Source organism: Photobacterium sp. 270122K, assembly GCF_059941365.1.
Genome location: NZ_JBPOEN010000003.1, coordinates 73,832 through 98,216, shown reverse-complemented (window position 1 = coordinate 98,216; position 24,385 = coordinate 73,832). Strand labels below are relative to the sequence as shown.

The window sequence follows — 24,385 nt, the reverse complement described above, 5'->3', positions numbered from 1 at the left end:
TGAATGGCCGTTATATTTGTCTATTCTCAACGGAAATAGACAGTAAGTACGCCTGTGCTATTGAAATCCCAATCAAGACAAGCGGCACAAATACCGAAAAGAATGAGATAAAAATATAGAGACCAGACATCAATAACTTCTCAATGAACCCATCGCTATGGCTCCAACCAGCAAGGTGTCCGTCTGCAAATAGGCCAAAGGCCCCATAATAATAAATCGTGTAAATGAAGGCTGATATTTTCCAGGATCCTCGCTGAATAGCGTTCACTGAAAAGTTCGACACAAAAAAAGCTAAAACGACGCCCAGCACCATATAGATAAAATCAACGGGATAGTGAGACGCTGTCGCGAGGAAATCCCCTCGAGAAACCAACCATGCTATCGCCCACCCGATAAGCACGGTCACCAACGTATTTGTGACAACTAACATTTTCATACTGTCCTCCTTGCATGCAGTATGACGGGTTAGTCAGTCATGAATGGGTTAGTGGCTGACAATATCGAGTGACATCAACGTTTCTTGCAAAGCAACATAACCAATGAGGCAGGCTCCACCCATCATCCGGCTCTGCCACTCTTACTCATTTTCACATGAGGTACCCCCGTACTTTGGGCTACAAAAGTCTCGCCCGTCATGTCGAACCCTAACTTTTCGTACATCGGAACAGCATGCAGTCTTGCGTTTAAATAAATCTCATGAGCACCGATTTCTAGGGCTGTTTCCACCAATTTTGTCAGTACCTTAAAACCTAATCCTTGTCCCTGATAATCAGGCTGCACAACCATTTGAGATATTTTGAATGTCTGATCATCTTCTTGACTCAGTCGACCATAAGCGAGTAATGAAGTACCGTCTTTGATGGCGACATGAATACTCTCGTGCTCCAAAGAATCAAACAAAATATCTCGCGGTAAACCTCGCTCACGAAAGAAAAGATCATAGCGAAGATCCAATGCTTTCTCGTAAAGCGCATCCATCCGATTGAGTGAAATAAGTTCCATTAGGCCTCCTTGCCTATATTGCCTTCGATCTCATACTCACAACTGAGCGAAATAGGAACCGCGAGAGAATATGCCATTTACCAAGAATAAATAGCATTATTCGCAGCAACCTACTCGGCTTCATATTGCGAAACTGACGTCATTATGCCGCTTTCTCTTCTTCCTTTTCATTCGTCAAATTACAAATCCGCTTGGCCCAATAACCCGCCAACAAAGACCCGGAAATATTGTGCCATACCGAGAAAATCGTACCGGCAATCGCTGCGGATGGCGTGAAAAATTTCAGAGCCAATGCCGTGGCCAACCCTGAATTTTGCAGTCCAACTTCAAAAGCTACGGTACGGCAAATTGATTCATTAAACCCGAGTAAGCGACAGCAGAAGTAGCCTGCAGCTAGCCCTAAACTATTATGCAGCACAACAGCCAATGCCACTAATGGCCCAACTGTACGTAAATTATCCACATTCAATGCCACAACAATCGCAATGATCATCACAATGGCCACCATAGAAATCAGCGGTAACACAGGAGCAACTTTATTGACTATACGCCCTGCCAGCGTATTAACCGCCAATCCTATCGCTACCGGCACCAACACGATTTTCACCAAGCTCACGAGCATAGCACTGACTGGTACATCCACACTTTGCCCCACCAGCCACTCAATCAATATGGGGGTAAGCACCACACCCAGCAAGGTAGAAATTGCGGTCATCGAAATAGATAACGCGACATCCCCTTTAGCCAGATAGGCCATCACATTGGAAGAGGTACCGCCCGCGACGCTGCCCACCAACACCATACCCACAGTGAGCTCCGCATTAAAGCCCAACAAGAAACTGATCAGCAAAGCCGTTAATGGCATGATCAAAAACTGCAGCACAACGCCAACACCAACGGCTTTTTTACGTTTGGCGACATTAATAAAATCTTTCGGGGATAAGCTGATTCCCATCGCCAACATAATGATCGTTAACAAAGGGACTATCTGATTTTTAAGCCCAACAAACAGTTCGGGCACAGTATACGCAAGCACAGCAAAAACAACTGCCCACACAGGGAACAGCTGAATGATCCTTCCTAGCATCTTGATATCCTTCTCATGATGAAATACGACTATACGATCACGTCCTGTTCTTTACTCACATGATACTTTGAGCTACATGCAGAGTAAGTCAATCAGGGGGTTAACATCATAATTTCATATTTCAGACATCGAATACAGAGCACTATATCAATATGATATTTAAATCCAACACCAATCGTATATGTAGTTCATCATGATAGAATTTAACGCTAAAGTGAAAACTACCGCTTTAACAACACAAAAAAGCCAACAATTAATCCATGAAACATGTTTTTTATCACCATGCAATACGCCGTGTATACAGCGTTCATCAAGATCACTTGCTTTTACCCTTCCTCTGGTAATGAATGGTTCCTTTTGTCATCAATAAAAAGAAACCGCCAACAAAAAGAGACCAGAATAAAAAACCGGATCGCACAAAACTAAAGGAATATGTTTTCAATTCACGTTGCGTGCAATCATCAATACTTCATCCGCGGAATATAAATGCGTAATTGTTGCTTCGACTTCTGCCCCCAATGTCGATTTATACAACGCCTGAGCAAAATTATCCGCCCGAGTCGTAACAAATATATGTTTCAATACAGAATTATTCTGTGCCAACTTTGCCTTTACTAATGGCAAAGATTCCATGATTAACCTGCGAGCAATGCCTTTTCTTTGATGATGAGGTGTAACGGCCAATTGCTCAATTTCCAATACGACTTCAGGACGAAAACCACTTTTCTGCGTCCAAATAATATACCCGACAACCTCACTCCCCTCTTCCGCGACAAAGCATAACACGCGAGGGAACGCATTATAGTTACACTCAAGCCATTCATAAGATTGCTTCTGCCTCACGAAAGCCAATTTATGCACTTCTGCGGCCTCATTTAAATCCGATTTTTCCATCAATCTTACTATCATCATCTTCTCAATCTATAGGATGTAACAGAACGGCTGGCATGATTTGCCAAACATCGTTTCAGTATCCATAGTGACAAGACAAGAGACAAGGAACTGACCCACAAAACCGCATTTACAGCATAAAACGCAAGGGGCGATCTATTATTCTTGTGACGTTGACCAGCATTGCGTCCGCGCTCATTGAGATGGAAGCTATGGCTTTTATTAGATATACGAACCGCCGCAATCACCCAAAAGCCATCTTCTGCTTTCCCGCCTCAAACCACGATCTCACTTGTTGCCGTGTTTGCTCAGAAGGAATGGCATTCTTGAACCCCGCAATCTGTTGAATTTCGTATGGGAAAGCCTTTCTTCTATTAATTGAAATACCAATTGTCATTCGCTCAGGAGACATCATGCGATAAACCGCATAGTGACCAGCGGCAATACGATTGTGGTACACCGCAATACAAAGACGCTGCTCTTTGGCCTCAATACACAAATCGTCATAGTCGACAATTTGTCGAATTCCATCATCATCAGGTAAACAGGTAGGATAAGGCTTATCGGTATTTTTAGGCTTCATCGCCTCAAAACGTTGTTCCAATTGAATATCGACCCACTGATCATGCAGTGCGACAAGTTGATCAATACCTTCCAAGCGCTCCACGCGTTTGACAGGATCAGCGTCACCAATCGCGAGGCCCATTGATAGAGTATCAGATAAGTACGTCACCAAGTTGCGCTGCTCAAGACGAGGGCTGTGAGCAATGGCCACACCAAGACGTGTACCCGTTAAGAAGGGATGGCTGTGATCCAACGCCAATGCGCTGTAATTCACGCGGTGATAATGCTTAAACACGGTAAATCGCGAAAAAGCACGATCAAGCTGCTTGATCACATGGGGCAATTCACTGGAACGTTGATAGGTGAGATCCAGTTTATCGATGAATTTGAGGGCTGATTTGGATGAGTCAAACCCCAACTGAGACAGTATTTCTCGCTGACCCATATTTGCCACCTGCAATGCCTGCTCATTGTCGACACAATGCTTTTCACAGATCAATACCAGCAGCAATGGACGACTTAGCAAAATTTGACTTGCCCCTGCACTGTTCACCGCTAACCACAACATTTGATATTGGTACTCTGGAAACATTTCGGTCGCTGTCAACAGTTCGGAAGGAATTGAACCCAGCCATTGATCAGCCTCTGGCGTTCCACGCAATAAATCTAAACCAATGCCCAATCCGCCATCCAAAGGCTCTTGTTCACCAGATTGATAAACACGGCAACCGCTCAACTTGTTATGCCAATTGTCTAATTCAATATCATAATTAAAACCCAGCATGGTGGTTGGAATCGTAATCGTCGTGCTCATCGTGTTTCTTTACCTGTGATGGTTTTGTAGAGATCAGTTCTTGTCCTCACTACTTGATTGTGTAGGACTAGCGCACGCGGGATGGTAAAGGAAAGGCAATATATGGGGAGATTGTAAGCTTATGAAATGGCGGAGACTGTGCATCTACGGCCTCCTACATTCGCTTTGGTCGCTGTATAATTTCCAATACTATTCAAAGTAGAAAAACTGCTCGTATTTAAGCAAGCAGTTTTCTACCTTATTATTTCCTGTAATCAAGCACCAATAGAATACACACCACCATTTGATACTATTTTTTGATCTTGGAGAAGCTTACCTATCACGACCTCTGCTTTTTCTTTCATGGCTTTACTCGTTACAGAAAAACCCAGAGTTTCGGTGACAGATTTAATTAACTCATCATGATTAATCGAGAAAGCATCAACGACAACCTCAAACGCAGCGACTGCGATTTCATCATCTGGAACAAACTCAAACTTACGCTCATTGTTTGGTAAGGTTTGACGGTTACGCACGACCACTTCTGCTCCTTGTACCTTAACAAAATCACCATCGACTTTGATTTTACCGCTACGCGCTAACTGGTTCAGCGTACCGTTAATTGTACGAGTAATTTTTGCACCCGAACGCGTCGCCCCCACGGCAGACAATAAACGTGTTGTTAGCAATTTAGTATGCATCGGCGATTCAGCGTAAAGCACTGTCATAATATCGGCTGCTAATCGTTGAGTTGAGACATCAGGAATAGCCTCTCCGAGGCGAAGAGATAACTGGTTTAGCGTACATTTCGTGTATTCAGCTTTTGATGAACTCACTTCCACAACGACCCGTTCAATTTGAGCGGCTTCTTTCTTAGGTTTTGCCTTTGGTCTTGATGCTTCAGTATCATCATAATTACGATAATATGCTTCCGCCTCTTTCAATGAATCACTCAAACGTTCCGTTTCGCGGTAGCGATTACGGAACCAATCAGTACTCCAAATACGATGAAAACGCCATCCCAACCCTTCCAATACGCTTTGGCGAATACGATCACGATCACGTGCACTCTTCGAGCTATGATAGGTTGCCCCATCGCACTCTACCGCCAGCATATAACGACCCGGTTTATTCACATCGCGCACGGCAATATCAATATAAAACCCAGCACAACCTACTTGTGGTTCAACCTTGTAACCTAAACCACGGATCAGTGATATCACTTCTTCTTCAAACGGTGAATCCGGCTCTTTACCTGTCTCTTCCCGTTTTACTAACTCTTTTATTACTGCGTAATGAAGAAAGTTCTTCAAGGCACGAACACCAAAAGGTGATGCATCTGTCGTTGGCATTTCTTCCGCTTTAAAGTTACTGAACACCTCCATGCACATACGCGCACGAGAGATAAGTACGTTTAATCGACGCTCACCACCATCATTGTTTAACGGGCCGAAACTCATCGGCAAGCGGCCTTCATTGGTCTTGCCATAACCGATACTGATAAAAATCGTATCGCGCTCATCACCCTGCACGTTTTCTAAGTTCTTAACAAAAAACTCTTCGCCTTCTTCATGCTCACCAAAAAAACTTTCGAGTTCAGGGTGCTGCTTTCTTAGCATTTCAACTTCAAGCATGATAGCGTCGCGCTGTGCAGTACTAAACGCAACGACACCAAGGGTCTGATCTGGCGTCGTGCGCGCATGTGCCATTACTGCTTCGGCTACGGCCGCTGCTTCACCTTTGTTACAACGAGCACCGCCACGATCATAGGTCGTATACGGTAAGTAGTTGAGTGTGAGACCTTTAGCATTTGGATTAATACCCGATGACGGGAAGATCATCAGCTTATTGTCGTAAAATTCTTGGTTTGAGACGGCAATCAAAGACTCATGACGACTACGGTAGTGCCATTTCAGCATCGTTTCTGGCGTGCCTGCGGCGAGGAACATTCCAAGAATACTTTCCATATCAGCAGTTACACTTTCTTCCGCCTCTTCGTCATCTAACACCAGCATCTTGCCAAAGAAGTTGGTTGGCGGCATCTGTTTGGTATCCCCCACTACAATAACCTGTTTGCCGCGTAAAATAGCCCCCAATGCATCAGGAACTTTAACCTGAGACGCTTCATCGAATATCACAAGGTCAAACTCAATGGCACCCGGCTCTAAATACGTTGCGATAGACATCGGACTCATCATAAAGACCGGTTTAATACTTTGAATCGCACGCCCAGCTTTGTTGATCAAGCGGCGAATCGGCATTTGTCTGCGTTTCTTATTAAACTCACGACGCAGTGTCTCCACTTCGCCTCGAGCAGAGGGGTTGGGCAAGCGTTGGTATAACTGTTCAACAAGTTGCTCTTGTGCAAAATGGAAAAGTTTGCCGTCAATTTCACTAAATTGCTCTAACGCCTTCTCATGCTCTGTACGGTCAAACAAACGGATATCAGCCGTATTTTCATAACTATAATTTGCGAGTTCAGCATAGAATTTAAGCTTAAAACAGATCAAAAAAGCATCTGCAGCATACGACCACGCGTATGCCAATTTGCTCCACTCTGCTAGATCATATTCATCCAACTGCTTCGTTAAGCGATTAAAACGCGCAAGTTCATATATTTGCTCAATTTCTTTGCTTATACGCTCAACATTATCTAATGCCAACACAGCCGTTGCTTCAGCGAGGGATTCATTATTGAATTCCAGCATGGCGCATATTTCTTTTACGTTTTCATTGCGTTGATTAACCAACCTATCAAGTGACTCGATAGCCTTGATATCTACCGATGAACACTCCGTGGTCAAATGACGAGCAAGACTGAGATCTAAAGACTCATCCTCCATTCCCTTCCGTGCTTGGTAAATCCATTGCAATGGTTTTAGTAGTTCACTCCAGTCGGTTTGATCGTTCTTATAATGCTCACCGACCACCGCAATCACATTTTGAGCGGTATCCACAAATGCCGATTGATTGACCTTATATTCGAGTAAACTGTCTATCTGAGCGACCCACTCAGTACTGTTACCCGAAAGACCATTACGGCACATGCCAGCATATGTCGCCTTTGCTTTACGGTATTCCCCTGATAGGAATCGCCACCACTTAGCGCCCGTAGTGGTTAGCACGCCTCTGAGTTGTATCCAATCACTATTGAATGCCGGTTCCATGAAGTGAGCGAGCAAGTTGCACTTTCGCTGTTGCAACGTAAAGCCTTGGTTTGCAAAATCGAGGATCTGCTCTTCTTTTCGGTCCCAAGTTTCATCATCAACCTTAATGCCAGCCATTACCGGTTTTTCTGCGATAAGACGCAACGACTGTAACGCATTGATAGCATCAGCATAGGTGCTCACTTTGCGATCAAAACCTTGACATTCAGCTAATTTCGTCACTTTTGTTATCAATTGAGTTTGGTTTTGCTGCAATTCGCCACAAACCTGGTTGAGCGTTTTACTTTCGACTGGCGATACTTCTAATCGCTGAGTGGCCCCATACAAATTGAGACGAGGTGCGCCATGCTCAGCAAGATAATCGACCACTTCCTGCAATTTCCCTGCGATTTTATTGAAATGGCTTGAGCTCCATACATTCAAATCAATATCACATGCAGGAAGTAACGTTGCATCAATATCAAGCGCTTCAGTTTCGGTCTCAAACTTTAAAGCGTACCCTAATGCAACTTGGTAACTTATCCCTGTGTTGGCAATCGACTCGTTAACAGAAAAGCAATAATCATCAAGCTGTTTGCGTAGTTGTACCAGCTTTTCAATATCTTCAGTGCGCTCCGGCGAGCGTGGGGCGTGCTGCATCAAGCTCGTATTAAGTGACGTTAGCACCACCTTTTTATTGGCTTTGTGCGAATGCAATTCCAATACTGCGTCACCAATGTGACAGTTATCAAGACGACGCTTTACCACATCTAGTGCGGCCATTTTTTCAGCAACAAATAACACCTTTTTATCATCGCCCAACGCCTGAGAAATGATATTGGTGATAGTTTGTGATTTACCTGTTCCTGGTGGCCCTTGGATCACCAAATTCGCGCCGGATTTTGCTGACAGTACCGCCTCGGTTTGACTTGAATCGGAATCTAATACTAATTGAATGGCTTCTACTTGGTTAACGTCCATCGGCATGCCATCGAGTAGATGAGCATCAGATTCAAATCCGCCACCGAATAGCTTGGTGATCAATACATGTTGGGACGGCTTTTTCCCTTCCGGCCATGCTTCATCTGCCAGGTCTTGGTACATTTGGAACTTACCAAACGAGAAGAAGCTTAGCGCCAGCTTGTCTCGCTGCACTGACCAACGGGTTTCTTTGCTGATTGCATTTTCAACAGCATCAAAGTAGTCCGTTAAAGAATACCCTTCTTCCCGCTCTTCAAAATTCGGCAAGATAATACCAAATTCCATTTTTAGCTTGGCAGCAAGGGTTAAGTTAGCACCGAGTTCTGCATCACTATATTGAATTTTGTAAGCATCACCTGCATCACTGCGCACAAGTTCTACGGGAATTAACACCAGTGGTGCGTTACGCGCTTTGTCGGAATTTTCATCTTCATACCACTTGATAAAACCAACCGCGAGGTAAAGCAAAGCAACGCCCTGCTCTTGCACGTACGTCAGGGCTTCTGCGCTTAGCTTTAGCAAACGGTTTTCTAGCGGCTTCTTAAATAGTGAGGTTTGTAGCGCGTTATCCTCAAAACGTTTGTTACCACTTTGGGACTCCAGATGCTCGATTAATACAGCCTGTGTAAGGGCTTTATCATCGTCCGATCCCAACTCACTGGGCGCAGGTAAAAAGGTCATTGGCTTGTGGGCATTAACTAAAGTGTCAAACACTTGTATTGATTTTTCATCAATAATTTCTAATACACGCGGGCCTTTGCCAAGGCTTAGCAAAGTGTTACCTCGCAGCCCCATATCGAGTAACTCTTGGCGGCTTTTATCAAAAATCTGTTTTAAGTTGTTATCCATAACCCAACCGAAAATGTGAGGATAGAAATGTGGTTCTATGGTCGACTTGTAACTTTCGGTTACAAGCGTGTTTTATTGGTTATAGCGAGCTTTTCGTTATGGTCACGAATAAGCTCAAAATTCAAAGATTGCTGCATAAACCACCTATACCGAACGAGATTCGGCGTATTGTACGTAATAATATGCCATCACACTACTATGCCAGTATCAAATCGTTCAGAAGCACTTATTAACTTTAATTATCAACCCGTTAATTTTTTATAGCTGATTCATTTGACGGCATACATCAATGAAAAAGCATATAAATACCCATCCATCATACGGCGGTCACCAGAGAGTCACATTTTGGTCACAGCAAATGCTTGATGCTGAAAAGAGAAAGGATTTAACAGTGGGATCGGTAAGCGATGACTATCACCAGATAGCAGATACAAAAAAGCCTCAGTCTTTCGACTGAGGCTTCGTTGTGTTGGCGGAGCGGACGGGACTCGAACCCGCGACCCCCGGCGTGACAGGCCGGTATTCTAACCAACTGAACTACCGCTCCAATTCTGTATGAAACCCGGTAAACCCGATTTCTAGAATGTGGCGGAGAGATAGGGATTTGAACCCTAGGTGGGCTATAAACCCACGCCGGTTTTCAAGACCGGTGCTTTAAACCACTCAGCCATCTCTCCTGAGTGCGGCGATAATACGAGAGTTCCGCGGGGCTGTAAATGCTTTTTTTCACGCACTGAATGCGTTTGTACATTATCCGCTCAACACGCATCATTCTATGACAAATCGCTCTATAAGTAACTGTTTGTAAACTTATTGTCACATTAAGAAAGAATGACGATACGCGAGAAAAAATGGGAATGTTTCGTTGAGCAAAATATCGCCAATAAAGGGCGTGTTTATTAGAGCGGGGAACCATCAACACTACTCCTGTTTATGGCCCGCGCAAAGCAACATTTCATCGAAATTGCACTATTTTGCGACAAGTCACAAAGTCGGTTTTATCACCTTAACGCGGTGAATTTCGTTTGGTACACATAAGTGGAATTTGATGCAGGGTTTCTTTAGGAGGTAATTGTGTCTATCAACTCTATCGACCATAACGAGATTGCAGATGTGTCCTCAAAATGGGACTTCAAAGATGAAACAGCATCTAATATCTCTCAGTACAAGCGTCAGCAGGCTGAAGCCCGCCGCCGTATTGAAATGCTTCGTGACATCAGAGCCAGCGGCCTGACCATTGAAGAAGCGAAAGAACTTGGGCTCATCCACTGATTGTGGCTAAGTGGCGTTATCTTACAGAGGAGTGGTTGAACGATAGATTATCTCTATCAATACAATCTATATTTCCGACTTTTTTATTCATCGGGTAGTCGTTACAGTAGTGCGTAATAACACTGAAATGGAACGCTACTATGACCACAATGACTACCCGTTGCCCACACTGCAAGTCGATGAACCGTATTCCGACCGAGCGCGTAAACGAGATTGCGACCTGTGGTGTATGTAAAGATCGTCTGCTAGACGGTATGCCTGTCGAAGGCACAACAGAGAATTTTCTCACCTTATTGCAGGGCGACAAACCGGTAGTTGTCGACTTCTGGGCCCCATGGTGTAATCCATGTATCGGTTTTGCCCCTGTGTTTGAGGATGTCGCAAAAGAGCGAAACAGCGATGTGCGCTTCGTGAAAATTGACACCGAAGCCCAACAAGCGCTGGCGGCGCAGTACCGCATCCGTAGCATTCCTACCATTATGGTGTTCAAAAATGGCCAACTGGCCGACACCATTAATGGCGCCTTACCAAAAAGCCAATTTGATCAGTGGCTCAATCAAGCCCTGACCAAATAATGTGATGCCACCACTGTGATCCACAGCGTGTGATAAAAAGGTGCCTTGGGCACCTTTTTTGTTATGCTTGCCCCACTAGGGTGTGTCCCTCAATTATGTTGCGTCCATCGCTGCTGCTATTTTCAAGCAGGACAACTTAAAAAATGTATGATTTGGTGGGCCAAATGAGCAATTTTTAAGGCAGCCATGCGCAGAAAATAGCGCAGCCCGAAGGGTTATGGCCAAAATCCGTGCTATCTGCCCAAAATGGCTTGAAGATAGAACCACTATGTTCATCGCCATTTTGATTGCTTTCACGAATTTTGGACCTATAACGATGGTGCAAATAATTAAGGGACACACCCTAGCATAATAAGGAAGAACCCCGTGAGCCAATCAGTGAAGGCGGCTATGCTTAGCCAAATTAATGTATTCCCAATCAAATCCATCGCCGGTTTAAGCCAGTCGCAAGCCTGGGTTGAAAAGCAAGGGATCTGTTTTGATCGCCGCTTTATGGTCGCCAACCTTAACGGCAGAATGATCACTGCCCGTCAGTATCCGCAATTGGTCAAGGTTGCGGCCGCGTTACACCCCCATGGATTAGTCCTGACCCACCCAGACTGTGCGCCGCTTACCCTGCGCTATGCCGATTTTTCCCTACAACCGGCCAATGCCACCGTCTGGAACGACACCTTTTCTGCCCTGCAAACCACCGAGGCAGCTAACCACTGGTTCAGCACAATATTGAATGAAACGGTGCAGTTGCTGTTTACGGGCGAGCAATCGCAACGTGTTCGCTCGAACATTCAACAAAATGTGAGTTTTGCCGATGGCTATCCGTTATTGGTGATCAGTGAGGCCTCGCTTGAGGCATTAAATGCGCGCAGCCCGCAGCAACATACCATGGCGCAATTTCGTACCAACTTGGTGGTGACCGGCACCGAGGCATTTGCTGAAGACGGTTGGAAGCGGATCCGCATTGGCGAAGTAACGTTTGAGATTGTAAAACCTTGCGCCCGCTGTGTCTTAACCACGGTTGACCCGAAAACCGGCACATTCAACCCACACAAAGAGCCGCTGCAAACCCTGACGACATTCCGTGCGGATGCCAATGGCGATGTATTTTTCGGCCAAAATTTAGTGGCGTTAAATGAAGGGATGATTCGCGCGGGCGATACGGTGGAAGTACTCGAAATCCAAATGCCTGCCCACTACCTTGATCGCGCCATGAAAACAGAAGCGGCGGCACAAGAAGCGATCCATCAAAAAGCTATCCCTCAAGAAACGAGCCGCCCAGCCAAGCCGGTGATTATTCGCATTGATGGTGAGCAGTTTACGGGGGATAACCAATCTTCGTTGCTTGAACAGGCGGAAGCGGCAGGCTTTACACTGGCTCACCGTTGCCGTGCGGGGTTATGTGGCGCATGCAAAATCACACTGACAGCGGGTACGGTCGACCAGCCTGATATGCCCGCGTTACGTCCAAGTGATCGCGAAGCTGGGAAAGTCTTAGCTTGTTGCTGTATTCCGCAATCAGATGTGGTGTTACAGCGTTAATGCTTCAGGATTATTGATTCACTACCTAGCACACAAAAAAACGGGGCGGTCGATGTGACAGCCCCGTTTCATTTTTTATCGCCGTTTTATCACATCACTGCCGCATTACTTTCGCTTTGTAACCAATGTGATATGCGCTTAACGCGTCCGGTTTACTGCTTCTTTAAGATGTAATGCTCAGCCAACTCACCCGTAACACGGTTACCGTCTTGATCTAAGCGGAATAGCTGACTTTCACCCACAAAGAATTTCGCCCCAGCACTACCTACCGCGGGTAACGCAATGGTATTGCCCGCAGTGTTCCAATTGAAGGTGCCTTCATATTCAAACGCATCGCCCGCTTCCCCCAAGTACAGCTCCGTCAGGGTATAGGTGCCGTCTTTGTGCAGCACCACTTCGGTTTTGATCCCTTCACAACTGGCACACGGTAAAATGCCAGTGTAGGTGCCATTCCAGTCTAAGGCATTACGGCTGCTATGATCCGGATCCACAGTCACCTTAGTCTGTTCGGTATTGACCTGAGCAGCATTGGCCTGATCATTGGCGATCTCATCCAACGGTGACAACATGCCATTACCTGCTGCTGATGAGGTTACGGCTGGTTTTTCTTGCGCAGAATCGGTTGTCGATGAAGACGCAGGTTGTTGATCACACCCCGCCAAAAGCCAGACCGCCGTTGCGCACATCAGTACGATTTTTTTCATTATGGTTCCTTCACCATGTTCATCTGATGATTGTATTTTATGCCGTAATCGATGCTTGCTGCGTCAAGGCCGTGTGAGTTATTCGTCAGGGTTCAATGAAATGATCGATTTATCTATTGAAACGATCTTCTTCACGCTTTTTTGCAAAATAATGTATTTACAAGTCCCTCAATTAAGGGTAGTGTTTGGCGGTCTGTGACTCAGACCTATAATGATTTTCGAGGAAATGACCTCACTTCTCGCCAAAGTAAGTAACCCTCCCAGAAGATTATCACTATTAAAATTTCCACTGTTTTCGCTAAGTTGCGAGTGATTTCAGTGATGAGTCAGCGAGTTGGTGAGCTCCTGACGCACAATAGGAAGGTCAAAGAGTACCCTCATTCCGTTCAATAACGGGTATGCGGGCAAGACAAGCGCGTGTTCATTATGAGCCGCACATTGTATTTGTACTCAACTTGATAGCCACATAGGCAAACCCCGTAGAGAGAATATAAGCCAACAGATTATGGCTTCCTTTACGACGGTGCGTATGTGCAAAAGGAAAAAAACATGCATTCAGAAACCGGTATTATCCGCAGCTTTAACCCTATGAACAACACTGGCCTAATCACTTGTGATCTTGGCGGCGACATCAGTTTTACTGCCGCTAACGTTATGACAAAAGGTCAACCATCATCGGGTAGTTTGGTCGAGTTCATCATGGATGACTCAAGCAATAAACTGCAAGCGGTCAAAATTCGCTTCATCTGATCCATGAGAATGGCAAGGCTTTACGCCTTGCCATTTTTTTATCTGCTCAACCATCATCCCTCCACCTCCCACCACTTTCTCTCGACGCCCCCCCCTTTTACTTCCTCTTATTACTTCCCCAGCGCCGTGATTTCCCCACTCGACGACCACTGACTTCGCGTACACCTGACTAACTGGCTGTTAAATAACGCATCTATCAGCACCGTCTCTCGGCTGGGTTACCCGCAACATGCGAAAATCCGCTTTATGGCACTTTTACTGCTGTGAACAATAAAAGAACAGGAAAAATGATACCTAAGTCACAAATGCGACAGTTTTAATCTTATAAATCTGTTTTTTTGCATTTTGGGGAACCTTTTTACGCCATCCATTGTCTCCCTATGGCAAACTATTATCACAAAAATGTGGGATGCCGTTGATACGTCGTCCTAAAAAGCATCGGATGAGCCAACAAAATTGTTCACACCGGTTACCGCTAAAAGTACACAGAATTAAAAGCGACGAGTTCTTTTTATGTTTACTCCAAAATCGGCCGTTTCACGCAAATGGATGTCGCCGAAATATATCGGGCTTGCGAGCTTGTCGTTACTGACAATGGCCGCTATTTTGACCCACAATACGTCGACGCATCAGGCGACCCCGATCAACCTGATCATCAATTCTACTCCATGGACGCCAAAAGCGACCGTTGACCTGACGGAAGTGAATCCGCCGCGTTACGCCTACACCATTAAGAAAGGCGACTCACTGAGCGAAATTTTTGCCCGCTTAAATCTGCCGTATTCCACCATGCAACAATTGATGGAAGCCGACCTTAACCACCTAAAGATCGATACTCTGCAACCGGGTAACCGTCTTCGGTTTTGGGTCGATGATCAAAATAATCAGCTGGAACGACTAGAACTGCAATTTAACCGCGCACAAAAAGTTGCGTATCAGCGTACCGATGACACCGGCTTTGAAGTGCAAGAGATTTCCATTCCTGGCGACTGGAACGATGTGGTTGCCACCGGTGAAATTCACGGCAGTTTTTCGGTTTCGGCGCAAAAGGCCGGCCTGAACGCCACTGAAATTTATGAAATCACGACCCTGCTAAAAGACAAACTGAATTTCACCCGTGATATTCGTGCTGGCGATGATTTTGAGGTGGTGGTGTCACGCCAATCCGTCGATGATGAACCAACAGGCACCCATGAAATCCGTGCCATTCGCATTCATAACCGTGGAACGGTTACATCAGCCTATCTGCACAGTGACGGCAACTTCTATGACGCCAACGGCGACAGCTTACAACGCGCTTTCTTGCGCTACCCGTACGCGGCAGGGAAGAAGTACCGTATTAGCTCTCAGTTCAATCCTAAGCGCCGTCACCCAGTCACAGGCCGTATTGCACCACATAATGGTGTCGACTTTGCCACGCCAACTGGCACCCCTGTGCTTGCTACCGGTGACGGTGTGGTAATACAGACAGTCAGCCACCCGTACGCGGGTAAATATGTGGTGATCCAACACGGCACCAACTACCGCACCCGTTACCTGCATAACAGCCGAATTCTGGTGAAGAAGGGACAGAAAGTGACTCGAGGGCAACGTATTGCGCTCGCAGGGGCAACCGGTCGCGTGACAGGGCCACATATTCACTATGAGTTCTTGATCCGTAATAAGCCGGTGAATCCGCTGAAAGCCAAAATCCCAATGGCCTCTTCGGTACCGAGCAAAGAAAAAGCGCAGTTTGAAGCCTCTGTGGCACAATACAATGCCATGATGGACAAAGGGGAAAGCAACGAGAAGAGCTTGTTCGCGAAAGCAGATAACGCGACACCCGATGCCTAACGCGATCAACTGACAAGATAAAAAAAGGGAAGCGCCATCGCGCTTCCCTTTCTTTTTCCCTGTTTCAATGCACTATTGATGACACTTGGCCAGAGCGGTGCTAGGGCTTATCGCGGTACACATCCACTCGGCGGTTTTCATCACGGCCAATTGCCGTCGCATTGCTGCTAATCGGCTTCAATTCACCTTGGCTGGTGCTCACCATACGCGTCTTCTGTACGCCCTGCTCAACCAAGTAATCACCGGTCTGATTAGCACGCTTTAAGCCCAACGCATAGTTGTACGCTTCGCTACCTTTGTTATCGGTGTTACCTTCCAAACGGACAAACTGGCCGGTAGTTTCCAACTTCTGGGCAATACGCTTGAGGATCACTTTCGACATCGGCGTTAAGGCGGCGCGGTCAAAGTCAAAATACACTCGTGCTAACAGGGTGTGGCTTGGCTCAACCGGCTGCTTGGCGTCTACCTTGGGTTCGGTCACGGGCTCTGTGGTGATCAACTGCTTGCCATCCAAAAAGGCCAGGCATTGCTCACTGATCCCCACTTGTTCGGCCAACATCAACAGTTTCGCTTTAAGTTCGGCATCTTGTGAGGTTTGTGCAATTTGCATCCACCCTTGGCGATGGTTGCCCAATGCCGTCACATCGCCAATACTTACCGAATGTGCCACGCTGTAAGTGCCTGTCTCGCAATAGTCAGTTAAGCCTTGATTCAGCGCATCATTCGCCTGTGCAGCCAATGGCAAAGACAACATAAGACCGAGGATTGTTTTTCGCATTACTTGATTATCCATATAGCTTAGGCACTCCACTAGAACGGGAACCTTTTTTGATCAGCTCTTCAATTTTATCGATTAAGTCATTCACGTTTTTCACGTCAATGATGTCTTCTTTCGGATTCAGCACGCACTGCTTGAAACCACTCTGTCCACTGGCGCGGAAGTTAATGCCCACGACCCCAATATACAGCGGCATGTCGCTGTCACTGAACTGACTCCGAATACGGTCACACATGCCGTTATTCACGAGGTTAGGTAGAATGCTGGAATACGGGGATTCCTGACCGTCACTCAAAATCAAAATCATTTTCAGACGCTCGTTGTACTCGTCCATCACGGTTTTATCGCGGGTATGCGGACGACCCGCCGCCATGACTTGCGCACCACGTAAAATACCTTGGTATGCCCCTGTACCGCCGGTGGCATCCATCCGATCAATCGCATGCAAAGCAGACTTACTGCTGGTTAAGCCAATCGTCCAAAAGGCATCGCGACCGGTTGAACACATCGACGCGCTAGAATACAACCGGTTATATTCACTGTTGTAATGAAAATGCTGGGTCTGGATTTTATTGGTGAATAAATCACTGACCGATTTGCGGTAATCGATATAGTTGGGAATATCGAGCAAATGCCAATTTCGGTTACTGTTAATGACGTTATAAACCCGCCGCGCCTGCTTCTGATAATACTCCCTTTCATCTCGATTTTGTCCCGGACAATAGCGTGAGTCACTCGCACAGTAATACACCGTATTACTGTTTTCTCGCGCCCAATAGGTCCAGTCAACCGCTTCATATTCGGGATCCCAATAGCCACTGTTATAGGTGTTATAACGCAACTGACTGTTACAGATCAGTGAACCGTTAATTTTGTCCTGCACGCGCAAGTTGTACGGCACAAATGCCACCCGATTTTTAATGAAATTATCGGTTTCATCTTTCACTAAAATTTTATCGGTGATTTGATTAATCGCTCGCTTCAACCAATACAACTGCGAATGGCCTTGCCAGCGGTTATTCATCGAACCAGAGAAGTCCGACACAAACACGATGTCGATATCACGATCACCCAAGTATTCTGGGTATTTCTTAGCAACCGACTCACCGGCAATGGATACATTTTTTGCAAATGAAGGAATAAAGGAACTCGTAAACCACGAGCGATGACGCGTCGTGGCGTCGACCGTGTACTGGATATATTCATCGATATTCTGGTGAATATTGCCCTCTTCGTATTTGCGCTTCACCTGCACGGTAATACCGTCAATGTCACGCACATAAGCGCGTACATAATCTTCCGCCAGTGCTTTAGCATGGTCTTCATCGTCGGCCATGGTCACGGCCAGCGCAGCGGCTTCCGTGGCATCTTGCAGACGGCTGTGCGCCTGTACATAACGCGTGCCTTCTACCGCCCAGAATGAAAACCCCATAATAGGCACTAACATCAGCGCCATCCACAAGGCGGCAACCCCTTGTTGACGTTGTAAGCTGACGGGCATACGGCGATGTCGCGATGGATTGTGTCGTTTCATCTTAACGCCCCGGGATCACTGACGTAGAAGTAATCGTGCTCGACGCTTCCTTCTCACCAAAAAATGGCAGGAACCAACTTTCCGACTGCGCACACAAGGTGACTTGATACAACGGGAAGATCTTACCGCCTTCCACGGGCACTAAGTCTTTTTGCTGCGAAATCGGCTTAAGCGGCTGGCACTGCAACTGTTCAAAACGCGCACTGGTAAAAGCGGGTTGCGGTACCATATTGATCATGGCATCCAATTGAATCGCGACTTTATTTTGCGGCACACCCAGCATACGCGCGGCCAAAATCTGCATATCTCGGCTGTCGCTTTGGTTAAGGGGGTAACGCGCGACCCGATCATCGTCCACCACTTCTGAATAGTAACGGATACGCTCTTTCAGGATATTCACCAGCGCAAAACTGGTGCGATCCAACTGCGAACGCAGTAACAACTTCTGGCTTAAATCTGCGGTGAACAGGAAAATGGCACACAAGGCGACCATCACAAACGCCAGTTCAACGGCAAAGGATCCCCGTTGGCGTGAACGATCACTTCTCTTCTTCATCCCACCATCCCTCATGCTCTAGATTCAATATCATGGTACGGCTGATATCACTTTTCCCCATCGAAAAAAGAGTCAGCATCGGGCTGTAGTGATACGTCAACGTCACTTCGGCCAGTACGTAATCCGGCGAAACGGTCTCACTGCCCTGTCCGGTGTTATTCACCAGATCGCGGTAGGTTTTAAAATAGGTGGATGTCAGTTCGAACTGATCTTTTTGGATAAGGAAATGCCACAACGCATCTTCATTGCGTAGCAGCGCATCAAACTTGGCCTGATACTGGGCATGAGAGTGACCGCCCTGATGAATTTTGGTACCACGGATGGTTTCGCGCAGCGCCGCTTCTGTCACATTGACCACATAGATGTTGTAACAGACTTCAAAGATGGCAAAGGTCGCCAGCATGAGCACAATGCCCCCCAACGCAAACTCGATAGAGGTAGCACCACGCTGACGGCGCGAGGAACGATGAAAAAGACGAGAAACACTAGAGCGCATCGTGATGTTCTCCTTGCGCTGGCAACACCGTCTGTTGCGCAGGCAGCACTGTCATGTTTTTCACCTGACGGAACAGCACAGCGAGTTGCTCATCGCTGTACATCCCTTTCAACACACCGTATGCCAGCTTGTCATCACCCAATTTAATCAGGGCAATGGCTAAATTCACCGCTAAGGTTTGGTTGTCTTTCGCCTTAAAATCCGCACTGGTATAAACCGGCATCAGCATATCCACGACTTTCTGGAACTGCCCCTGTGCCAGATACAGCACCGCTAGATTGTTTTTGATGGCAATGTCATCAAACCCTTTCAGGCGCGCCTGATTAAACTGGGCTTCCGCGTCCGTAAAACGCCCCAACTTACCCAGCACAATGCCTTGCGAGATATTCAGTGCAGCGGTGTCATCCCCCTGTTTTGCCGCCTGCTCAAATGCAGACAACGCACCGGTGAGATCCCCTTTGGCATCATCAATGTGCCCCGCCAACACCAACAATGCCGGAGTGGATTCACCTTGCGCCTGCAAGTGGTCAACGTAAAATGCCGCCGATTCCAAGTCACCGGATTGGTAATACACCTCAGCTAACTTTTGCATGACTGCCGCATCATCCGGTTGCTTTTGCAAGGCCGCTTTGTAGTACGCAATCATGCCCGGATAGTTGTTGACCTTGGTCATTTCACTGATGGGATCCGCCGTGCCCCCTGAGGTCGCACACCCTGTTAAAGAGAGTGCTAAAACGAGTGCCGACAGCAGCGTGGATTTGTTCATAGCCTTTACCCAATGTTGATCGACATCTGCATGATGCCGGGAGCCAAAATGAGCACGACGATCGGGAACATGATCAGCAAGATAAGCGGAATACTCATCTTGGCTGACAATTTACCGATCTTCTCTTCAATGCTGAGTACCTGAATTTTGCGCATGTCTTCGGCCAGATCGCTCAATACATTGGCAATCGAGGTACCGTATTGCAGGTTCTGGATCAAGGTTAGCGTGAAACTTCTTACCTCTGCCGTTGGAATACGTAAACTCAGGTCATACAGGGCTTTTTCCAAACCATGTAACCGCGCCCCGTCAGAGGTTTTGCGGATTTGGTAACACAAGTCTTTATCGAAGGTTTCCAGCTCTACGCCCAAATACGTGAGTGCGGCTTCAATGGTCATACCGGTCTGCACACACACCGACATCATGTCGAGCATGTAAGGCAACTGGCGTGACATGCGGCTTACCAACATTTTCTTGCGCGAAGCCAGAATCATGTCCGGCGCCAGCAGAATCACAATGAAGCCAATCAACCCCAAAACTAACTTGGTGTTCTGCTCCATCTCACCCACAAACAAGGTGCCGAGGAAAACAGCCACAACCGACATTTTGATCGGAAAGTAATACTTCGCCAGATGGGTATTGTAGATACCCGCATCGACAAATTTTTGTTCCAGATCCTGACGGTGTTCTTTGCCGAAACGGACAATGAAGTCATTCAAGCGGGATAAACGGCTTTTGCGCTGGTGCAATAAAAACGTATTGATATTGGCTTTGATCATTTTTTCTTGGTAGTAGCGCGTGATTAACAACGCAATCACTACCCCGAACAATAAGCCTGAAATAACAAATGCCATTACTTCACTCCCTTCACGAGCCACCACACAATACCCAGCCCCAGTGCTTCACTGCCCAACACGTAGTAAAGCACGTAGCGGCCTTCGGGATCGGTCAGGATAAAATCCACGTTTTCCGGACTGATAAAATTCAATAGCACCATGAACAGCGCCGGGATCGCCGCGACAATTTTGGCCGAGATACGCGCTTCCGATGTCATGGCCATTTTCTTTTTCTCTAACGTGCGGGCATCGACCAACACACGGATCAAACGGGCCAACACGTTTTTCAACTGGCCACCTCGGGTCATGTTGGCGCGAATGGTCACGATGAAGAATAGAAATGCAGGATAGGGAAAGTTTTTGCTGGCGCGTTGAAACACTACATCTGAACTTTCGCCCAGCTTCAAACGTTCACCCATGACTTTGAATTCACGCCCCACGACATTATCCAAACTCTCCCCCACGTAGCTGATCGCCTGCATCAAACTGTCACCGGCCGTCACCGCACTCATCAGGATATTCAGCGCGTCAGGAAAGGTCTGCTCAAAATCATTACGGCGTTTATTCACCAGCCAGTTCCAACTCGCCCAACAGGCAAACAACGGAAACAAGACTGTCAGCCACTGCGAGTCCAAGTGCAGCACGCGGTTGTTCACGTACCAAGCACCACTGAGCATGGTGATCAAAAAGATCACGATAATCAGCGTGGCTTTGTTACCCAAAATCGCCAGTACCGGTGTAGCTTCATCTCGGAACTGCTGCCAACGGCTACGTTGGCGCAAGTTTTTCAGGTTAATTGCTTGCAGCTCTTCTTTCATTTCATCGCTAGTGTCTGCTTCCAGAAACGCGCGTTTGAGATCGCTGCTTTGGCGGGTCCACAGTATGGCCGCCAAACCAAACAAGATGAGAGAAAGGGATAGCATCATTGGCATTAGCTCCTGAACGCGGCCATGAGTTCCTTATGCAGGCCATAGAACTGGGCTTTCTTCACCAGTTCAGAACGCTGCATGATGCCCTGCGTGACAAAGTTGCCATACACTTTTTCATCAAAGGCGGTTTCATCCGGCTGGAAACGGAAAATCTCTTCCATCACCACGTTGTCACCTTCCAAACCGACAATTTCACAAATGCTGGTGATCTTACGTGAACCATCACGCAGGCGGTTAACCTGCACCACAAGCTGCACCGCACTGATGATAGTACGGCGAATCGCATCCAACGGCTGGTTAAGGTTCGCCATCATGACCATGGATTCCACACGGGCAATCGCATCACGGGGGGAGTTGGCGTGCAGGGTCGACATCGAACCATCGTGGCCGGTATTCATGGCCTGCAACATTTCAAAGGCTTCCGAGCCACGACACTCACCCAAGATGATACGGTCAGGACGCATACGCAGGGCGTTGATCACCAAATCACGCTGACTCACGGCCCCGGTGTTTTCAATACTCGCGGTACGGGTTTCCAGACGCACGACGTGTGGCTGCTGCAAACGCAGTTCCGCCGCATCCTCAATGGTGATAATACGTTCATCGTTATCGATGTATTGGGACAAAGCGTTCAGCAAGGTGGTTTTACCCGAACCCGTACCGCCGGAAATCAACACATTCAAACGACAACGCGAGGCGATCATCAATACGCGAGCAACCTCTGGTGACATGGCACCAAAGCCGACCAACTCTTCTAAGCCAATCTTCTGCTCGCGGAATTTACGGATAGAAATGGCCGTGCCGTCCAAAGAAATCGGCGGGATAACAATATTCACACGGCTGCCGTCTTCCAAGCGGGCATCGACTGTCGGAGATGATTCATCCACGCGACGACCCACGCGAGAGGCAATACGCTTGGCCACTTCCAACAATTGCGCTTCATTCACAAAGGTGATTTCTGAACGCTTCAGCTTGCCGTTACGCTCGAAAAAAATATTATCAGGGCCGTTCACCATGATATCGGTGATGCTCTGATCTTCGATCAGTGGCTGCAGAGGCCCCAGGCCCAACAGTTCATCCAGCAGACTTTTTACCAGTCCCGCACGCATCATGGCGGTCATTGGTCGTGATGCGCTACGGGCCAAAATATCCACCGCGTTCTGGATTTGTTTTTCCAGCTCTTCGCGGCTCATTTGCTGCACGGCTTCGGCGTCCAGCGCATCAAAGATCTGCTGACGGAAGGTTAAATACAGTGACTTCGTGCTCATCGGTTAAACACCTTTTTAAACCAGCTTAATGGCGTTTTGCTGTTGCTATTGGCCTGGCCGTTAATCAAGCGGCCCAATTCATCAAATGCTTGTTGCATCTGCTTGTCATGCTTATGCGCACGCTTACCTTCAATGATCAAACGGGCAATATTACGGTTATATTCCAGTTCAATCGCAATCGGCGTTTGCAGGTACTGCGCCACTTCCTGTTTGCTCAGTGCAAACGAATTCAGCGGGCGGTGAATGTTCAGCAGCGGAACAATACGCAGTTTATTACTGTCAGAAATTTGCAGGTTTTGCAGACGTTCAATCAATTTGCGGGCATTACGCACTGAGGCCACTGATGGCTCCAGCACCACAATCACCACGTCGCTGCGATCAATCAGCATTAAAGGATCAGGACGGAACGCCACACTGGCGGAGAAATCTTCCAAAATGAAGTTGGTATTACGGGTCAGTAACTGGCACAAAGTCTGACTGAAATTCAGTACTTGCAGATCCGACTCTCCCCCTTCCAACGCCAACAAACGCAGATGACTACGCACGTTAGTTAAAAAGCCTACCGCACTTTCATCGTCCAATTCATGGATTGGCATGGTCATGTCGGTCAGGTTGTGGCGTTGCAGGTTTTTCAGTGACAACAAAATATCAATGTTGCTGTCTGCGTTTTGGTGATCCACCAAAATGGTGTCAGTCCCTTGTGACGAGAACACAGACGCCAATTCAGCGGTGATCAAGGTAGTACCAATTCCGCCCTTGGTGCCAACAACGGCCACTCGCTTGGCTTTACGCTGCTTACTGACCCCCGAAAAGGTACGTAAGTTGTTATTTACGTGAATAATGAAGTCGGCCAGTTCTTGCTTGTTCACCGGCCAGAACACGTAGTAGAAACCCATGTCTTTTAGCGCACGCAGGGTGGAAATCGCATCTTCTTTACCGATAACGATAACGCCTTTGTGCGGCGGGATCTGGCTGGCCAAACGGCGGGCATCTTCCACCACATTGCTTGACTGGTTCAGCTCCAACAAGATGATGTCGTGTAAATCTTCACGATCCAGCTTGGTGGATTTCAGGGCTTCTTTTTGAATGGTCGGTTCGTTCCAGCCTTCAAACAAAAAGATTTCTTCCACCAGCGACAGACATTCCTGCGACTGGTAAATCAGCGTACAGCTTTTCGGGCCATTCACGACCGGGATCACCGGGGCGGCATTTTTTGAGATGGCCTTGGCTAAATCAAACATA

21 protein-coding genes and 2 tRNA genes are annotated in these 24,385 nt (G+C 47.1%); 5 read left to right on the top strand and 18 right to left on the bottom strand.

Going from position 1 to position 24,385, the window contains the following annotated elements; translation table 11 throughout:
• Nucleotides 1–10: 10 nt before the first annotated feature.
• From ACSF8W_RS06480 to ACSF8W_RS06445, 8 genes are all read right to left on the bottom strand, one after another.
• Nucleotides 11–436, bottom strand: a complete 426-nt coding sequence (locus ACSF8W_RS06480) for a hypothetical protein (protein WP_500846072.1) — start codon at nt 434–436, stop codon at nt 11–13.
• A 122-nt stretch (nt 437–558) separates the two neighbouring features.
• Nucleotides 559–1,002, bottom strand: coding sequence for a GNAT family N-acetyltransferase (locus tag ACSF8W_RS06475; RefSeq protein ID WP_500846070.1), 444 nt, complete (start codon nt 1,000–1,002; stop codon nt 559–561).
• Nucleotides 1,003–1,144: 142 nt separating this feature from the next.
• Nucleotides 1,145–2,089, bottom strand: coding sequence for a bile acid:sodium symporter family protein (locus ACSF8W_RS06470; protein WP_500846069.1), 945 nt, complete (start codon nt 2,087–2,089; stop codon nt 1,145–1,147).
• A gap of 438 nt (nt 2,090–2,527) precedes the next feature.
• Nucleotides 2,528–3,001: a GNAT family N-acetyltransferase gene (locus ACSF8W_RS06465; RefSeq protein WP_500846068.1), complete on the bottom strand. Its 474-nt coding sequence runs from the start codon at nt 2,999–3,001 to the stop codon at nt 2,528–2,530.
• A gap of 223 nt (nt 3,002–3,224) precedes the next feature.
• A complete protein-coding gene (locus ACSF8W_RS06460; protein ID WP_500846066.1) occupies nt 3,225–4,358 on the bottom strand; it encodes a PcfJ domain-containing protein in 1,134 nt (377 codons plus the stop codon).
• 254 nt (nt 4,359–4,612) lie between these two features.
• Nucleotides 4,613–9,313 (bottom strand): DUF3320 domain-containing protein, encoded by a 4,701-nt coding sequence (locus ACSF8W_RS06455; protein WP_500846065.1) that lies wholly within the window; start codon nt 9,311–9,313, stop codon nt 4,613–4,615.
• Between the two features lie 470 nt (nt 9,314–9,783).
• Nucleotides 9,784–9,860: transfer RNA gene (locus ACSF8W_RS06450), tRNA-Asp, on the bottom strand.
• 39 nt (nt 9,861–9,899) lie between these two features.
• Nucleotides 9,900–9,990, bottom strand: a tRNA-Ser gene (locus ACSF8W_RS06445).
• 397 nt (nt 9,991–10,387) lie between these two features.
• Here ACSF8W_RS06445 and ACSF8W_RS06440 point away from each other — a divergent pair.
• The 3 genes from ACSF8W_RS06440 (at nt 10,388) to ACSF8W_RS06430 (ending at nt 12,696) form a co-directional block, all read left to right on the top strand.
• On the top strand, nt 10,388–10,585 hold the full coding sequence (locus ACSF8W_RS06440; RefSeq protein ID WP_047876308.1) for a hypothetical protein: 198 nt from the start codon (nt 10,388–10,390) through the stop codon (nt 10,583–10,585).
• A gap of 140 nt (nt 10,586–10,725) precedes the next feature.
• Nucleotides 10,726–11,160 (top strand): thioredoxin TrxC, encoded by a 435-nt coding sequence (trxC, locus tag ACSF8W_RS06435; protein ID WP_500846063.1) that lies wholly within the window; start codon nt 10,726–10,728, stop codon nt 11,158–11,160.
• A 390-nt stretch (nt 11,161–11,550) separates the two neighbouring features.
• Nucleotides 11,551–12,696, top strand: a complete 1,146-nt coding sequence (locus ACSF8W_RS06430) for a YcbX family protein (protein WP_500846677.1) — start codon at nt 11,551–11,553, stop codon at nt 12,694–12,696.
• 152 nt (nt 12,697–12,848) lie between these two features.
• Here ACSF8W_RS06430 and ACSF8W_RS06425 read toward each other — a convergent pair whose 3' ends face one another.
• Nucleotides 12,849–13,400: a copper resistance protein NlpE gene (locus ACSF8W_RS06425; RefSeq protein ID WP_500846061.1), complete on the bottom strand. Its 552-nt coding sequence runs from the start codon at nt 13,398–13,400 to the stop codon at nt 12,849–12,851.
• 549 nt (nt 13,401–13,949) lie between these two features.
• Here ACSF8W_RS06425 and ACSF8W_RS06420 point away from each other — a divergent pair.
• Together ACSF8W_RS06420 and ACSF8W_RS06415 are read left to right on the top strand one after the other, a co-directional pair.
• Entirely contained in the window at nt 13,950–14,150 is a 201-nt protein-coding gene (locus ACSF8W_RS06420; RefSeq protein ID WP_500846059.1) for a hypothetical protein, read from the top strand.
• Between the two features lie 513 nt (nt 14,151–14,663).
• Nucleotides 14,664–15,983 carry a peptidoglycan DD-metalloendopeptidase family protein gene (locus ACSF8W_RS06415; protein WP_500846058.1) on the top strand — a complete coding sequence of 440 codons (1,320 nt, stop codon included), beginning with the start codon at nt 14,664–14,666 and terminating at the stop codon, nt 15,981–15,983.
• A 100-nt stretch (nt 15,984–16,083) separates the two neighbouring features.
• Here ACSF8W_RS06415 and ACSF8W_RS06410 read toward each other — a convergent pair whose 3' ends face one another.
• Genes ACSF8W_RS06410 through ACSF8W_RS06370 form a run of 9 tightly spaced genes read right to left on the bottom strand, consistent with a single transcriptional unit; the run spans nt 16,084 to nt 24,384 of the window.
• A complete protein-coding gene (locus ACSF8W_RS06410) occupies nt 16,084–16,761 on the bottom strand; it encodes an OmpA family protein (protein WP_500846056.1) in 678 nt (225 codons plus the stop codon).
• A 7-nt stretch (nt 16,762–16,768) separates the two neighbouring features.
• Nucleotides 16,769–18,295, bottom strand: a complete 1,527-nt coding sequence (locus ACSF8W_RS06405; RefSeq protein WP_500846054.1) for a TadE/TadG family type IV pilus assembly protein — start codon at nt 18,293–18,295, stop codon at nt 16,769–16,771.
• Between the two features lies 1 nt (nt 18,296).
• Entirely contained in the window at nt 18,297–18,851 is a 555-nt protein-coding gene (gene tadF, locus ACSF8W_RS06400; protein ID WP_500846052.1) for a tight adherence pilus pseudopilin TadF, read from the bottom strand.
• Nucleotides 18,835–19,347, bottom strand: coding sequence for a TadE/TadG family type IV pilus assembly protein (locus ACSF8W_RS06395; protein ID WP_500846050.1), 513 nt, complete (start codon nt 19,345–19,347; stop codon nt 18,835–18,837). The genes tadF and ACSF8W_RS06395 overlap by 17 nt, the downstream gene beginning before the upstream one ends.
• Nucleotides 19,337–20,113, bottom strand: a complete 777-nt coding sequence (locus ACSF8W_RS06390; protein WP_500846049.1) for a tetratricopeptide repeat protein — start codon at nt 20,111–20,113, stop codon at nt 19,337–19,339. Before ACSF8W_RS06390 ends, ACSF8W_RS06395 begins: the two co-directional genes overlap by 11 nt.
• A 5-nt stretch (nt 20,114–20,118) precedes the next feature.
• A complete protein-coding gene (locus tag ACSF8W_RS06385; RefSeq protein WP_500846047.1) occupies nt 20,119–20,964 on the bottom strand; it encodes a type II secretion system F family protein in 846 nt (281 codons plus the stop codon).
• Nucleotides 20,964–21,872 (bottom strand): type II secretion system F family protein, encoded by a 909-nt coding sequence (locus ACSF8W_RS06380; protein WP_500846046.1) that lies wholly within the window; start codon nt 21,870–21,872, stop codon nt 20,964–20,966. Before ACSF8W_RS06380 ends, ACSF8W_RS06385 begins: the two co-directional genes overlap by 1 nt.
• Nucleotides 21,873–21,877: 5 nt before the next feature.
• Nucleotides 21,878–23,143 carry a TadA family conjugal transfer-associated ATPase gene (locus ACSF8W_RS06375; RefSeq protein WP_500846044.1) on the bottom strand — a complete coding sequence of 422 codons (1,266 nt, stop codon included), beginning with the start codon at nt 23,141–23,143 and terminating at the stop codon, nt 21,878–21,880.
• Nucleotides 23,140–24,384, bottom strand: a complete 1,245-nt coding sequence (locus ACSF8W_RS06370) for a CpaE/TadZ family protein (RefSeq protein WP_500846043.1) — start codon at nt 24,382–24,384, stop codon at nt 23,140–23,142. Before ACSF8W_RS06370 ends, ACSF8W_RS06375 begins: the two co-directional genes overlap by 4 nt.
• Between the last annotated feature and the right edge of the window lies 1 nt (nt 24,385).

Excerpts from the sequence above, each read along its gene's own strand:
- ACSF8W_RS06480 (WP_500846072.1), bottom strand. The coding sequence starts at position 436 with ATGAAAATGTTAGTTGTCACAAATACGTTGGTGACCGTGCTTATCGGG.
- ACSF8W_RS06430 (WP_500846677.1), top strand. The coding sequence starts at position 11,551 with ATGCTTAGCCAAATTAATGTATTCCCAATCAAATCCATCGCCGGTTTA.
- ACSF8W_RS06470 (WP_500846069.1), bottom strand. The coding sequence starts at position 2,089 with ATGCTAGGAAGGATCATTCAGCTGTTCCCTGTGTGGGCAGTTGTTTTT.
- ACSF8W_RS06475 (WP_500846070.1), bottom strand. The coding sequence starts at position 1,002 with ATGGAACTTATTTCACTCAATCGGATGGATGCGCTTTACGAGAAAGCA.
- ACSF8W_RS06465 (WP_500846068.1), bottom strand. The coding sequence starts at position 3,001 with ATGATGATAGTAAGATTGATGGAAAAATCGGATTTAAATGAGGCCGCA.
- ACSF8W_RS06455 (WP_500846065.1), bottom strand. The coding sequence starts at position 9,313 with ATGGATAACAACTTAAAACAGATTTTTGATAAAAGCCGCCAAGAGTTA.
- ACSF8W_RS06395 (WP_500846050.1), bottom strand. The coding sequence starts at position 19,347 with ATGCGCTCTAGTGTTTCTCGTCTTTTTCATCGTTCCTCGCGCCGTCAG.
- ACSF8W_RS06385 (WP_500846047.1), bottom strand. The coding sequence starts at position 20,964 with ATGGCATTTGTTATTTCAGGCTTATTGTTCGGGGTAGTGATTGCGTTG.
- ACSF8W_RS06375 (WP_500846044.1), bottom strand. The coding sequence starts at position 23,143 with ATGAGCACGAAGTCACTGTATTTAACCTTCCGTCAGCAGATCTTTGAT.
- tadF (WP_500846052.1), bottom strand. The coding sequence starts at position 18,851 with ATGAAGAAGAGAAGTGATCGTTCACGCCAACGGGGATCCTTTGCCGTT.
- ACSF8W_RS06380 (WP_500846046.1), bottom strand. The coding sequence starts at position 21,872 with ATGATGCTATCCCTTTCTCTCATCTTGTTTGGTTTGGCGGCCATACTG.
- ACSF8W_RS06415 (WP_500846058.1), top strand. The coding sequence starts at position 14,664 with ATGTTTACTCCAAAATCGGCCGTTTCACGCAAATGGATGTCGCCGAAA.
- ACSF8W_RS06390 (WP_500846049.1), bottom strand. The coding sequence starts at position 20,113 with ATGAACAAATCCACGCTGCTGTCGGCACTCGTTTTAGCACTCTCTTTA.
- ACSF8W_RS06370 (WP_500846043.1), bottom strand. The coding sequence starts at position 24,384 with ATGTTTGATTTAGCCAAGGCCATCTCAAAAAATGCCGCCCCGGTGATC.
- ACSF8W_RS06410 (WP_500846056.1), bottom strand. The coding sequence starts at position 16,761 with ATGCGAAAAACAATCCTCGGTCTTATGTTGTCTTTGCCATTGGCTGCA.
- ACSF8W_RS06405 (WP_500846054.1), bottom strand. The coding sequence starts at position 18,295 with ATGAAACGACACAATCCATCGCGACATCGCCGTATGCCCGTCAGCTTA.
- ACSF8W_RS06420 (WP_500846059.1), top strand. The coding sequence starts at position 13,950 with ATGCATTCAGAAACCGGTATTATCCGCAGCTTTAACCCTATGAACAAC.
- ACSF8W_RS06460 (WP_500846066.1), bottom strand. The coding sequence starts at position 4,358 with ATGAGCACGACGATTACGATTCCAACCACCATGCTGGGTTTTAATTAT.
- trxC (WP_500846063.1), top strand. The coding sequence starts at position 10,726 with ATGACCACAATGACTACCCGTTGCCCACACTGCAAGTCGATGAACCGT.
- ACSF8W_RS06425 (WP_500846061.1), bottom strand. The coding sequence starts at position 13,400 with ATGAAAAAAATCGTACTGATGTGCGCAACGGCGGTCTGGCTTTTGGCG.